General features: G+C 50.9%; 12 protein-coding genes. 6 read left to right on the plus strand and 6 right to left on the minus strand.

The genetic code is table 11. From position 1 onward, the window contains the following. The 3 genes from M979_RS16420 to ghrB all read left to right on the plus strand — a co-directional run bounded on the left by M979_RS16420 (position 1) and on the right by ghrB (position 3,327). Positions 1-939: a sugar kinase gene (locus M979_RS16420; RefSeq protein WP_064555658.1), complete on the plus strand. Its 939-nt coding sequence runs from the start codon at positions 1-3 to the stop codon at positions 937-939. 68 nt (positions 940-1,007) lie between these two features. Beyond that, entirely contained in the window at positions 1,008-2,291 is a 1,284-nt protein-coding gene (locus tag M979_RS16425; protein ID WP_034460431.1) for an MFS transporter, read from the plus strand. Between the two features lie 61 nt (positions 2,292-2,352). Further along, positions 2,353-3,327, plus strand: coding sequence for a glyoxylate/hydroxypyruvate reductase GhrB (gene ghrB / locus M979_RS16430; protein ID WP_064555661.1), 975 nt, complete (start codon positions 2,353-2,355; stop codon positions 3,325-3,327). 31 nt (positions 3,328-3,358) lie between these two features. Here ghrB and M979_RS16435 read toward each other — a convergent pair whose 3' ends face one another. From M979_RS16435 to M979_RS16460, 6 genes are all read right to left on the minus strand, one after another. Beyond that, entirely contained in the window at positions 3,359-3,661 is a 303-nt protein-coding gene (locus tag M979_RS16435; protein ID WP_034460435.1) for a type II toxin-antitoxin system RelE/ParE family toxin, read from the minus strand. Next, positions 3,661-3,915, minus strand: a complete 255-nt coding sequence (locus tag M979_RS16440; RefSeq protein ID WP_034460437.1) for a type II toxin-antitoxin system Phd/YefM family antitoxin — start codon at positions 3,913-3,915, stop codon at positions 3,661-3,663. Before M979_RS16440 ends, M979_RS16435 begins: the two co-directional genes overlap by 1 nt. A 254-nt stretch (positions 3,916-4,169) precedes the next feature. Beyond that, positions 4,170-4,532 carry a YibL family ribosome-associated protein gene (locus M979_RS16445; protein WP_064555742.1) on the minus strand — a complete coding sequence of 121 codons (363 nt, stop codon included), beginning with the start codon at positions 4,530-4,532 and terminating at the stop codon, positions 4,170-4,172. A gap of 83 nt (positions 4,533-4,615) precedes the next feature. Then, on the minus strand, positions 4,616-5,155 hold the full coding sequence (gene mtlR / locus M979_RS16450; RefSeq protein WP_034460441.1) for a mannitol operon repressor MtlR: 540 nt from the start codon (positions 5,153-5,155) through the stop codon (positions 4,616-4,618). 51 nt (positions 5,156-5,206) lie between these two features. After that, on the minus strand, positions 5,207-6,355 hold the full coding sequence (gene mtlD / locus M979_RS16455; protein WP_034460443.1) for a mannitol-1-phosphate 5-dehydrogenase: 1,149 nt from the start codon (positions 6,353-6,355) through the stop codon (positions 5,207-5,209). Between the two features lie 111 nt (positions 6,356-6,466). Further along, a complete protein-coding gene (locus M979_RS16460; protein ID WP_064555663.1) occupies positions 6,467-8,386 on the minus strand; it encodes a PTS mannitol transporter subunit IICBA in 1,920 nt (639 codons plus the stop codon). A gap of 499 nt (positions 8,387-8,885) precedes the next feature. Here M979_RS16460 and M979_RS16465 point away from each other — a divergent pair, with 499 nt between their 5' ends. From M979_RS16465 to selB, 3 genes are all read left to right on the plus strand, one after another. After that, a complete protein-coding gene (locus M979_RS16465; RefSeq protein ID WP_034460446.1) occupies positions 8,886-9,494 on the plus strand; it encodes a glutathione S-transferase in 609 nt (202 codons plus the stop codon). A gap of 70 nt (positions 9,495-9,564) precedes the next feature. Beyond that, the gene (gene selA, locus M979_RS16470) at positions 9,565-10,953 is read left to right on the plus strand and encodes an L-seryl-tRNA(Sec) selenium transferase (protein WP_064555665.1); all 1,389 of its coding nucleotides are present in this window, start codon (positions 9,565-9,567) and stop codon (positions 10,951-10,953) included. Next, positions 10,950-12,797: a selenocysteine-specific translation elongation factor gene (selB, locus tag M979_RS16475; RefSeq protein ID WP_064555666.1), complete on the plus strand. Its 1,848-nt coding sequence runs from the start codon at positions 10,950-10,952 to the stop codon at positions 12,795-12,797. The genes selA and selB overlap by 4 nt, the downstream gene beginning before the upstream one ends. The last annotated feature ends 57 nt before the right edge of the window (positions 12,798-12,854 follow it).

The raw sequence follows: 12,854 nt of genomic DNA on the forward strand, positions 1-12,854 counted from the left end.
ATGTCGACACAACTTGATGTCATTACCATCGGTGAAGCGATGGCCATGTTTGTCTCCAGCCAAAGCGGCGATTTAGCAGCCGCAGAGCAATTTGTTAAACGTGTCGCAGGGGCGGAGTTGAACGTTGCAACTGGTCTTGTGCGTCTTGGCCTGAAAGTGGGTTGGGTTAGCCGCGTGGGCAATGACTCTTTTGGCCGCTACGTTCTGCAACAACTGGCGAAAGAGAATATCGACAGCCGGGGTGTGACGACTGACGAGTGTTTTGCTACAGGCTTTCAGCTTAAATCTAAAGCAGAAAATGGAACCGATCCCATTGTGGAGTATTTCCGTAAAGGCTCGGCAGCCAGTCACCTGTCGGTTGCGGATTTCAACGAAGAGTACTTTTGTTCGGCACGCCATCTGCATTTGAGCGGCGTGGCGGCAGCGCTTTCTGCCAGCTCATTAGAACTGCTCATTCACGCATCCAAAGTGATGAAAGAAAAAGGCAAAACAATTTCGTTCGACCCGAATCTGCGCCCGGTATTGTGGAAAAGCGAAGCGGAAATGGTGAAGCAGTTGAATAAACTCGCTTTCCAGGCCGATTGGGTTCTGCCAGGCCTGAGCGAAGGTGCAATCCTGACTGGGCACAAAACTCCGGAAGCCATTGCGGATTTCTATCTCGACCGCGGCGTGAAAACGGTAGTACTGAAAACCGGTGCTGACGGAGCGTGGTTTAAAACTGCTACTGGCGAGAAAGGCGCAGTAAATGCGGTGAAGGTCGAGAATGTTGTCGACACCGTTGGTGCTGGCGACGGCTTTGCCGTAGGAGTGATAAGCGCCCTGCTCGAAGGAAAATCCTTACCACAAGCTGTTAGCCGCGGTAACAAAATCGGCTCACTGGCGATACAAGTCATCGGCGATAGCGAAGGGTTACCCACCCGAGCAGCGCTTGGCGAATGAACTAAGATTGCATCTGCTGTGCCCTACACTCGGCATGATGCGTCTCTCCTCAACATAGAGGCTAGCCTATGAAAACCAATACAATTGCGCCAAAACGTTGGTGGTACATCATGCCAATCGTGTTTATCACCTACAGCCTGGCGTACCTTGATCGTGCCAACTTTAGTTTTGCGTCCGCCGCAGGCATTAACGAAGACCTCGGTATCACTAAAGGGATTTCGTCACTGCTGGGAGCACTATTCTTCCTCGGCTATTTCTTCTTCCAGATCCCCGGAGCGATGTACGCCGAACGCCGCAGCGTGCGCAAACTGATCTTTGTCTGCCTGATTCTGTGGGGTGCCTGCGCCTCATTGACCGGGATGGTCAGCAACATTCCTGCGCTGGCGGCGATTCGTTTTATCCTCGGCGTAGTTGAAGCCGCCGTGATGCCAGCGATGCTGATTTACATCAGCAACTGGTTTACTAAATCTGAACGTTCGCGGGCCAATACATTCTTAATCCTGGGTAATCCGGTGACGGTACTTTGGATGTCTGTCGTTTCCGGCTACCTGATTCAGGCATTCGGCTGGCGCGAAATGTTTATCTTTGAAGGTATTCCGGCGGTCATCTGGGCATTCGCCTGGTGGGTGCTGGTAAAAGATAAACCGACCCAGGTTGGCTGGTTATCTGATGCTGAAAAAGCGGCGTTGCAGGCACAACTTGAGAAGGAACAAGAAGGAATTAAAGCGGTACGTAATTACAGCGAAGCCTTCCGTTCACGTAATGTTGTGCTGCTTTGCATGCAATATTTCTGCTGGAGCATTGGTGTATATGGCTTTGTGCTGTGGTTACCATCGATCATCCGTAACGCAGGTGCCGCAGGCATGGGAATGGTTGAAGTCGGTTGGCTATCTTCAGTGCCATATCTTGCGGCAACAATTGCCATGATTGTGGTTTCCTGGGCTTCCGACAAAATGCAGAACCGTAAGCTGTTTGTCTGGCCACTGCTGCTGATTGGCGCACTGGCATTCCTTGGCTCATGGCTGGTTGGCGCTGATCACTTCTGGGTTTCCTACACCTTGCTGGTAATTGCAGGTGCCGCAATGTATGCACCGTATGGCCCATTCTTCGCGATTATCCCGGAAATGCTGCCAAGAAACGTCGCCGGTGGCGCGATGGCATTAATTAATAGCATGGGTGCGCTCGGCTCATTTGTTGGCTCCTGGTTTGTTGGCTACCTCAACGGCGCAACGGGCAGCCCGTCTGCTTCCTACATTTTTATGGGGGTAGCATTGCTTGCTTCTGTGTGGCTAACTCTGATAGTGAAACCGGCGAGAAACCAACAAATTCCGGTGGCAGCACACCACGCCTAATCTCAAGCCTGGCGGTCGTTACACCGCCAGGTCTGTATTTAACTGTTTAACGGAGAACGCCATGAAGCCGTCCGTCATCCTCTACAAAAAGCTACCTGACGACCTGCTGACCCGCCTTGAAAATCACTTTACCGTCACTCAACTGGACGACTTAAGCCCTGATACGCTCAAGCAAAATGCGCAGGTTTTTGCCAATACGGAAGGGATTCTTGGCTCTAGCGAGAAAGTCGATAAAGCGTTTCTGGAACACACTCCAAAGCTGCGTGCCGCCTCAACGGTTTCTGTTGGCTATGACAATTTTGATGTGGACGCGCTGACTTCACGCGGTATCGCGCTGATGCATACACCAACTGTGCTGACTGAAACCGTTGCAGATACCATGATGACATTAGTGCTGGCTACAGCTCGACGAGCGGTGGAAGTGGCAGAGCGTGTGAAAATTGGTGAGTGGCAAGGCAGTATCGGGCCGGACTGGTTTGGCATCGACGTGCACCACAAAACGCTGGGTATTCTGGGTATGGGCCGCATTGGTCTTGCTCTGGCACAACGTGCTCACTTCGGTTTTAACATGCCGATTCTGTATAACGCTCGCCGACACCATCAGGAAGCAGAAGAGCGCTTCAACGCTCGCTATTGCGACCTTGATACGCTGCTGGCCGAATCTGACTTCGTCTGTATTTCTCTGCCATTGACCGATGAAACGTATCATCTGATTGGTGCTGAGCAGTTGGCAAAAATGAAGCCTTCCGCAATTTTGATCAACGCAGGACGTGGCCCGGTGATTGACGAAAAGGCGCTGATTCAGGCATTGATAGACGGCAAAATTCACGCGGCCGGTCTGGATGTATTTGAGCAAGAACCGCTACCAATTGACTCGCCGCTGCTTAGCCTGCCGAACGTTGTCGCCCTGCCACATATCGGTTCCGCAACACACGAAACTCGCTATAACATGGCGGCTTGCGCTGTAGATAATTTGATTGCTGCGCTCAGTGGTAAAGTGAAAGAGAACTGCGTGAACCCGCAGGTATTGAAGTAGAAACTAAAAAGCCAGTGGGAAAACTGCTGGCTTATCGTCTTTTTAACAACAGCTCCGGCATTCGACTCTGATGAATGATACCGATAACGACAATCCCTGCTTCGGCTTTTTGGTAATAGAGCATATGACTCATATAGGGAAAGCTCCATACACCCGGAAATAAGTCGTCAGATTCATCCATTCCCATCCCCGGCATTTTTGCCAAATGCTGTAGCGTAACTCGCATGCCAACCAGATATTCACGGGTAATAAGATCCCCAAATTGCTTCAATGAAAATCCCTTTAGCTCGCGCAAATCCTCTCGCGCATCTTCCGTCAGCTTATATCCAGCCATTAGAGATCCTTCAGTAACTCATCAAACGCGTCGTCACCATCACAGATATTGCCTGTTTTAATCTGAGCAACGGAACGTGCAAGCTTATCGCGCAGGTTCTGTAACTTGAGCTCTTCGATAGCGTTGTAATCGGCAATGGACATCACGACAACAGAAGGTTTGCCATTTTTGGTGATGCTCACTGGTTCACGCTGCGCTTTAGCAATCATTTCCCCAAACTGAGTTTTTGCCTGGTTGGCTGTAAAACTGATCATGCCTCACCCTCATTTCGATTAAATAGGTATAAATCGTTCGATTTATACCTATTTTAAACTACGTAGTGAACAGGAGCGAGTTTTGTTACTTGGTGTCGGCCAGTTCATACACAAGAGCCAGAGAATAGATATTGTGAGAATTGAATCCAATAGTGAGGGAATAAGTTATGAACAAGCTTCGCAAAAGAGGAATTTAAACAAAATAAAAGGGATGAACCTTAACGGATCATCCCTTCTCAAAATCTAGTGTTAACTTAGAAATCAGTCTTTGAAAAACCGGTCATTTCTTCAAGATCCATTTCGCGGCCTAACGCCGTCATTGGATGCACGATAACCAGGCCACGTACCGCTTTCTTCAGCTTGCCCATGTCAGCCTGCTCTTTCTTGGTGATGGGACGTTTGTACGGCAGTGCCATCAGTTTTTGTGCTTCTTTGCTCAGCTTCTGGTTGCGCACCGCTTGCAGGCGCACGATTTCGATTTCCAGCTTCGCTTTCTCTTTTTCCATCTCAGCATACTTTTCAGCGTCATTGATCAGATGCAGTTCTGGCATCTCGTGACGGATAGCATCGAGACGATCGCTAAGACGTTTGATTTCTGCTTTTTCGATTTCTTTCATTTTTAATTGACCGTGAATAACTTTCATTGCTGGCAAGGATACACCATTCGGCGTAAGAGGGCGAAAAGGGACTTTATTTGTGATTACTTCTGGAAGGCTTTTTTTAAGCTGATCCGTGAGATCAGCTCAGTTAAAGAGAGCACCATCGTGGAACGAACTATTTGTTGGTAGCGCTGTTTTTGCATGGCAAACAGCTCAGGATCGCTGCCATCTACAAACTTTGGTGTCGGCGGTAGAGCAGAAACACAGTGCAGTTCACCGAATGGGCCAAGCATCTCATCATCGGTAAAATTATATTCATTACCGTCGTGATTTAACTCTTCACGCAGGGCCATCAGCAATTCGCAATCTTCGTACTCCGCGCGATTGAGCACGCCAAGCCCGTAGATAAGTTTAAGACGCACGGAGAGATCCCCTAGTGGCCCGTCACCATCTAACAAGGGTTCAACCGCATATTTCACCGCATAGTCGTCTTTACGGAAGACCTGAAGCACCAGGATATTAACCGCTTCGGTGAGAAGTTCGACCGCGGCAATCAGCAGGCTGCGTACGGTTTTGCCGGCATTGAGACGCTCAAGCACACGGTTTTCAAAGGCCTGGGTTTCTTCCATCTTTGCCTGCATCACTAAAATTTTCTATTGGGTGCAGCATCCACTGCACCCGCTCTCTTCTCTTTAAGCTTTGGCGTCAAACGCCTTCACCGCCTGAGCTACCACGTCGCTATTGGCATCAAGGCCAGAAATTTCTGCGAGAGTGGCCTGTGGGCCTTTTTCTGCCAGCAGTTTTTCCAGCTCCTGAGCTTGCGGATCTTCTGCACTGCGGTAATGCATCGCTGCGGCAATACCTTCCACCAGGTTCTGATGTGGCAAACCGTATTCAATGGTGCCAAGCAATGGCTTAATCAGACGGTCACCCGCACTTAATTTACGCAGCGGCTGGCGGCCTACGCGCTCCACATCATCTTTCAGGTACGGGTTCTCGAAACGACCAAGGATTTTCTGGATGTAGGCTGCGTGCTTGTCTGCATCAAAACCATAACGCTTGATCAGCACCGCACCACTTTCGTCCATTGCCCCTTTCACTACAGCGCGGACTTTTTCATCCAGAATGGCGTCGCGAATGGTCTGATGACCGGCCAGTTGGCCAAGGTATGCGGTTATAGCATGCCCGGTATTCAGCGTGAAGAGTTTGCGCTCAACAAACGCCATCAGATTATCAGTAAGTTCCATACCAGGAATGTTCGGGAGATCACCTTTGAACTGGGTTTTATCAACAATCCATTCGCTGAATGTTTCAACCGTGACTTCAAGCGGATCGTTAGTGGCAGATTCTGACGGTGGAACAATACGGTCAACAGCGGAATCAACAAAGCCAACGTGCTGCTCAACCCACGCTTGATCATCTTCTGAAAGCGCCTTCATCACATGAGCTTTAAGCTGGCTGGTGCCACGCACCATATTCTCGCAAGCGATGATGTTCAGCGGTTTCTCATTACCGTTGGTACGACGCAGAACCAGACCTTTCGCTACGGCTGGTGCAATGCGTTCAAGTACTACCGGGCCGACTGCTGTGGTCACCAGGTCTACATCGGCAATCAGGGTAATCACTTCATCGCCGATACTGCTAACGGCATTAACATTGGAAACGGTATCGATTTGCTTTTGCTCGCCAACAACGTGAACCTGGTAGCTATGGCGCGCATTCAGTGCGTCCAGCACAGTCTGGTTCACATCGGCAAAGGTCAGTTGAATACCGGCATCTGCCAGCAATTTTCCGATAAAGCCACGTCCGATATTACCTGCACCAAAATGTAATGCTTTCATGTCGTTCACCTTCTTAAATTTGAATTACCCGAGAGGGTTCGGGTGAGGAGGTTTGTGGTTTTGACCACCCTCACCAGAACCCTCTCCCATTCGGGAGAGGGAAATGGAGACTTACTTCTTACCTGCCAGCAGGTCGAGAACTTCCTGAACACTGGTGGTGTTCGCCAGGCGATCAATCACTGAATCATCATCCAGCGCGTTGGTCAGGCTGGTGATAACCTGGATGTGTTCGTTATTGCGAGCGGCAATACCGATAACCAGGCGGGCAATATCATCAGTTTCTTCACCGAAGTGAACACCGTGTGGATACTGGCAGAATACAACACCGGTTTTCAGTACACGGTCTTTCGCTTCAACTGTACCGTGTGGAACTGCGATACCTTCACCCAGATAAGTTGGGGTCAGTTTTTCACGTTCAAACATCGCATCAACATATTCAGGCTGGACGTAACCACCGTTCACCAGTTGCTCACCCGCAAAGCGAATGGCTTCTTCTTTAGTAGTGGCAGCCAGGCCAAGGAACACGTTGCCAGCACCCAGACGGAACAGCCCTTCTTCGCTTGGTACGAAGCTATCTTCCAGGCTGCTCATGACCTTCACTTCTTTCTCGCTCAGGTTATGAGAGGCCACCAGACGCTCGGTCAGGTTGGAGTACAGGCTGCTGTCGAGGAAGTTGGTCAGAGAAATATGCTGTGCCTGTGGAACCTGGCGCATCGCACGTTCGGTCAGGTCACGGTGCGTAATCACCAGGTCAACATCATCCGGCAAGCTATTGATTGCACAGTTAGTCACGGAGATATTTTTCAGGCCTGCATCGCTGACTTTCTTACGCAGCACACCAGCACCCATAGCACTTGAACCCATGCCTGCATCACACGCTACGATGATTTTACGTACGTGGCTCAGGTCGTTAGACAGGCCAGCACCTACCGCCAGTGGCGCAGTTGCACCTTTGGATTCTGCTTTCATCTCTGCCATACGGCGAGCCGCTGCTTCGATATCATCTTCTTCTTTAACTTTGCTGGTTTTCAGCAAGATTGCTGATACCACGAAGGAGACTGCGGTTGCTGCAACGATTGCTGCGATGTTCGCGAAGTACGCACCTTTTGGTGTCATCGCCAGAACTGCCAGGATGGAACCCGGAGATGCCGGAGAAACCAGGCCGCCGTTCAGGATAGTCAGAGTGAACACGCCAGTCATACCGCCGAGGATAACGGCCAGAATCAGACGTGGGTTCATCAGCACATATGGGAAGTAAATTTCGTGGATACCGCCCAGGAAGTGGATGATTGCCGCGCCGCCCGCAGACTGCTTAGCATTGCCGCGACCAAAGAACATGTACGCCATCAGCACGCCCATACCAGGACCTGGGTTTGCTTCAATCAGGAAGAAGATTGATTTGCCCAGTTCGTGGGACTGTTGAATACCCAGCGGTGAGAAGATACCGTGGTTGATTGCGTTATTCAGGAACAGGATCTTCGCAGGTTCTACGAAGATAGAAGCCAGTGGCAGCATGTCATGAACAACCATGAAGTTAACGCCCGCCGCCAGTACTTTGGACAGGACTTCAACCGCAGGGCCAATACCCATGAACGCCAGAATCGCCAGAATCATACCGATGATGCCAGCGGAGAAGTTGTTCACCAGCATTTCAAAGCCGGATTTGATTTTACCGTCTACCCACGCGTCGAAATGTTTAATCGCCCAGCCACCCAGAGGACCAGCAATCATCGCGCCGAGGAACATCGGCATATCCGCACCGACGATAACACCCATAGTCGTGATTGCACCAACCACACCACCACGGTCGCCACCGATTAAGCGACCACCGGTATAACCGATGAGCAAGGGCAGCAGATAGGTAATCATTGGGCCTACCAGTTTCGCCAGTGTTTCACTTGGCAACCAACCGGTCGGGATAAATAAGGCGGTGATAATACCCCAGGCGATAAACGCGCCGATGTTTGGCATTACCATGTTACTCAGGAAACGACCAAAGCTTTGCACTCTGATCTTGATATCGGATGACATACGCACACCCCTTATTGTGTTTACGCGCTGAAAAGCAGCCCGAGGTTTATTGTTAATGTGGTGGCAAGCAACGCTGCCAGATGCTCTAAGTGAGGCGAATTTGGCACTGAATCGTGAAACTGTCCAGCTAGCGGAAATTTATGTGATGAAGATCACCAATTGATGGGGGCAGCTAACTACGATCAGGAGATCTACGTCACATAATCAGTGTGTAAAAAAAACACAGCAGCTATTTTTTGCGCATAGTTGACGCCTAAACGTGATGGAAATCACATTTCATAGTTGTGACTTTGTTATTTATATGTGATTAGCATCACAAGAAATTTTAAGTGATTTTTATGGAGTGTGATCCGGGGCAACCCGGCGATGCCGGTTCATTAGATTTTGTCAGAAAATTACAGCGCAGCGGCAAGTTCGGACTCTCACCATTTCAGATGCACTACCTTTTACTGCATCCTGATCCATACTTAGTTTTTGTCGATTAAAAATGGACGATGTAATGAAACTTATCGGTAATTACACCAGCCCGTATGTGCGCAAAATCTCAGTGATAATGCTGGAAAAAGGCATAACTTTTGAATTTGTAAACGACAACCCCTGGACTTCAGAAAGCAGCACCCCGCAATACAACCCGCTTGGTAAAGTCCCGGCGCTGGTCACCGGCGATGGGCAATACTGGTTCGATTCACCGGTGATTGCCGAATATCTTGAGTTGTTGGATATCGCCCCTGCCCTCATTCCACGCGAGCCCTTAGCCGCACTGCAGATGCGCCAGATAGAAGCGCTGGCCGATGGCATTATGGACGCGGCTCTGGTTTCAGTACGCGAACGTCAGCGCCCGCCGGAGCAGCAATCTGAAACGGAACTGCTGCGCCAACGTGAAAAAATCAGCCGCAGCCTGACAATGCTTGAACAGTACGTCGCAGATAAAAAACTGGATGCGGAAAACCTAAGCGTCGCGACCATTGCAGTGGCATGTGCTGTGGGCTACCTCAATTTCCGTCGCGTTTCACCAGGCTGGTGTGTCGACCGCCCGCATTTAGTCAAACTGGTTGAGAAACTTTTCGAACGTGAAAGTTTTGCACGTACTGAACCGCCAACAGCATGATCTCCCGCCATGACAGGGGGGCAACTCCCCCTGTAAACTATCGCAATATTTCACCATTCTGCGGCTTGCTATGACTACCCATCGCACCTTGTACAGCCAACTCCCAGCAATCGATAAACTGTTACGTGACGCCTCATTCAGCACTTTGCTGCACCATTTCGGCCACACTCAGGTGGTGAACACCTTACGCGAGATGCTGGAGGTGGCACGGGAACACATTCGTACTCAGGAAATCCTGCCACCCTGGAACAGCGATTGGGCAGCACATGCAAAGCAACAGCTTGAATCAGGCCAGCGCAGCGCCCTGGTGCCAGTATTTAACCTGACCGGCACGGTACTTCATACCAACCTGGGTCGCGCATTGCAGGCAGAAGCCGCAATTGAGGCCGTGACTCAGGCAATGCGCTACCCCGTAACACTGGAATATGACTTACATGGTGCAGAGCGCGGGCACCGTGACAGAGCATTGGCGGGCTTGCTTTGCGAACTGACCGGTGCGGAAGACGCCTGTATCGTCAATAACAATGCAGCAGCCGTATTGCTGATGTTGGCGGCATGTGCCAGTGGTGAAGAGGTGGTGGTTTCACGTGGCGAACTGGTCGAAATTGGTGGTGCATTCCGTATTCCTGATGTGATGCGCCAGGCGGGTTGCCAACTTGTTGAAGTTGGCACGACTAACCGCACGCATTTGAAAGATTACCGTCAGGCAGCGAATGAAAATACCGCGCTATTGATGAAAGTCCACACCAGCAATTACCAGGTTGCGGGCTTTACTAAAGCGGTCGATGAAGCAGAACTCGTGGCACTGGGTAATGAGCTAAATATTCCCGTGGTGACTGATTTAGGTAGCGGTTCGCTGGTCGATCTGACTCAGTGGGGATTGCCGGAAGAGCCAATGCCTCAACAGTTGATTGCCGCAGGCGTAAGCCTGGTGAGCTTCTCCGGTGATAAACTGCTTGGCGGCCCGCAAGCGGGTATTATTGTCGGCAAAAAAGAGTTAATAGCCCGTATTCAAAGCCACCCACTCAAACGCGCATTACGTGCGGATAAAATGACACTGGCAGCACTAGAGGCGACGTTACGCCTTTATCAACACCCCGAAACATTGGTCGAACGATTGCCGACGCTGCGCCAGCTAACCCGTAATGCCAGTGAAATCACAGAGCTTGCACAGCGTCTGCTGCCGGCCCTTGAAGGTAAATATGGCGAGCAATTTACCGTTTGCGTAGAACCATGTTTATCGCAAATTGGCAGCGGCTCACTGCCAGTGGATCGTTTGCCAAGTGCCGCGCTAACGTTCACCCCAAAAGATGGGCGCGGCGCAACACTTGCCGTGCTCACACAAGCCCTGCGCGAACGACCAAAACCGATTATTGGCCGCATCAACGATGGCCGCTTATGGCTGGATTTACGAGGCCTTGAAGATGAAGCTGGTTTCATGGAGAACCTGAACCCATGATTATTGCTACCGCCGGGCATGTTGACCACGGCAAAACTACCCTGTTGCAAGCCTTAACTGGCGTGAATGCCGACCGTCTGCCCGAAGAGAAAAAGCGCGGCATGACTATCGACCTGGGCTATGCGTACTGGCCACAACCCGATGGCCGCATTCCCGGTTTTATTGATGTGCCAGGGCATGAAAAATTTCTCGCCAATATGCTGGCAGGCGTGGGAGGTATCGACCACGCGCTGTTAGTTGTCGCCTGCGATGATGGTGTTATGGCGCAAACTCGCGAACATCTGGCCATTTTGCAATTAACCGGCAAACCGTCGCTAACCGTGGCCTTGACCAAAGCCGATCGGGTAAGTGATGCCCGAATCGATGAGGTACGCGAAGCGGTGCTGGAAACCCTCAGTGAATTTGGCTGGCAAGAGGCGGCTTTGTTTATCACGGCAGCCACCAACGGCACAGGAATTGACGAGCTACGCACACATCTGCTCGCTTTGCCGGAACGTTCACATCCGCGCCAGCACCGTTTTCGCCTCGCTATTGACCGCGCTTTTACCGTCAAAGGGGCAGGTCTGGTAGTGACCGGAACCGCGTTAAGTGGCGAAGTAAAAATTGGTGACACTCTGTGGTTAACCGGCGCTGATAAACCGATGCGTGTACGCGGTTTGCATGCCCAAAATAGTAAAACCGACACGGCTTTTGCCGGGCAACGTATAGCAATCAACATTAGCGGCGATGCGGAAAAACTGGATATCAAACGTGGCGACTGGCTGCTGGCGGAACAACCCCTTCAGCCAGTTGCGCGCGTAATCGTTCAACTCCAGAGCCACGCGCAGCTGCAACAATGGCAGCCGTTACATATCCACCATGCAGCAAGTCACATCACCGGGCGTATTTCTCTGCTAGAAGATGACCTCGCGGAACTGGTTCTGGATACGCCATTATGGCTTGCAGACAATGACCATCTGGTTCTGCGTGATATATCCGCTCGCGTTACACTCGCGGGAGCGCGAGCCATTCTTCTGCACGCGCCGCGTCGTGGAAAACGCCAGCCAGCATTCCTTGCGTGGTTACAACAGCTTAAACATGCAGAAAATGACCAGCAGGCGCTCGATATTCATCTACAACGAAGCGCCGTAACCCTGACCGATTTCGCCTGGGGGCGGCAGTTGACCTCTCAGGGTTTGCAAGCGTTGCTAAACAGAACCGATTTTCTTCGCGCGGGCAATAGCCTGCTTAGCGAGGATATGGCCGCACGCTGGAAGCAAAAACTACTCGATACCCTGGAGCGTTATCATCAACAGCATGATGACCAGCCCGGCCCTGGCCGTGAGCGTCTGCGTCGCATGGCTTTACCAAGTGAAGATGAGCCACTGGTTTTGGCATTGATTGAAAAAATGCGCCACGAAGGGTTGCTCGCAAGCCGACAAGGCTGGCTGCATCTGCCCGATCACAAACCGGGATTTTCCGCAGAGCAGTTGGTAGTCTGGGAGAAAATTGACGCACTATTTGGTGATGACCCCTGGTGGGTCCGCGATCTGGCTCGGGAAACACAGCAAGAGGAACAAACAGTACGCCAGCTACTGCGTTTTGCCGCGCAACTTGGTCTGGTAACAGCGATCTTAAAAGATCGTTATTACCGTAACGATCGGATTCAAACCTTTGCTAATTTGATCCGCGAATTGGATCAAACGCAGGGAGCCACCAGCGCTGCTGACTTCCGCGACTCCTTGGGCGTGGGACGTAAACTCGCAGTACAGATTCTCGAGTATTTTGACCGTATCGGTTTTACCCGTCGTCGTGGCAATGACCACTTACTGCGTGATAAAGCATTGTTTATGTCCGAGAAATAGCGCAATAAACACATCTCACCCGGCCTAATGCCAGAGTGAGATGTGTCTTTTTCAGCT

The organism is Buttiauxella noackiae ATCC 51607 (assembly GCF_001654865.1).
In the GTDB taxonomy this organism is placed as follows: domain Bacteria; phylum Pseudomonadota; class Gammaproteobacteria; order Enterobacterales; family Enterobacteriaceae; genus Buttiauxella; species Buttiauxella noackiae.

Coding starts and splice junctions, on each gene's coding strand:
- selA (WP_064555665.1), top strand. CDS start 9,565: ATGACTACCCATCGCACCTTGTACAGCCAACTCCCAGCAATCGATAAA.
- M979_RS16460 (WP_064555663.1), bottom strand. CDS start 8,386: ATGTCATCCGATATCAAGATCAGAGTGCAAAGCTTTGGTCGTTTCCTG.
- M979_RS16420 (WP_064555658.1), top strand. CDS start 1: ATGTCGACACAACTTGATGTCATTACCATCGGTGAAGCGATGGCCATG.
- M979_RS16440 (WP_034460437.1), bottom strand. CDS start 3,915: ATGATCAGTTTTACAGCCAACCAGGCAAAAACTCAGTTTGGGGAAATG.
- M979_RS16465 (WP_034460446.1), top strand. CDS start 8,886: ATGAAACTTATCGGTAATTACACCAGCCCGTATGTGCGCAAAATCTCA.
- ghrB (WP_064555661.1), top strand. CDS start 2,353: ATGAAGCCGTCCGTCATCCTCTACAAAAAGCTACCTGACGACCTGCTG.
- selB (WP_064555666.1), top strand. CDS start 10,950: ATGATTATTGCTACCGCCGGGCATGTTGACCACGGCAAAACTACCCTG.
- mtlD (WP_034460443.1), bottom strand. CDS start 6,355: ATGAAAGCATTACATTTTGGTGCAGGTAATATCGGACGTGGCTTTATC.
- mtlR (WP_034460441.1), bottom strand. CDS start 5,155: ATGCAGGCAAAGATGGAAGAAACCCAGGCCTTTGAAAACCGTGTGCTT.
- M979_RS16445 (WP_064555742.1), bottom strand. CDS start 4,532: ATGAAAGAAATCGAAAAAGCAGAAATCAAACGTCTTAGCGATCGTCTC.
- M979_RS16435 (WP_034460435.1), bottom strand. CDS start 3,661: ATGGCTGGATATAAGCTGACGGAAGATGCGCGAGAGGATTTGCGCGAG.
- M979_RS16425 (WP_034460431.1), top strand. CDS start 1,008: ATGAAAACCAATACAATTGCGCCAAAACGTTGGTGGTACATCATGCCA.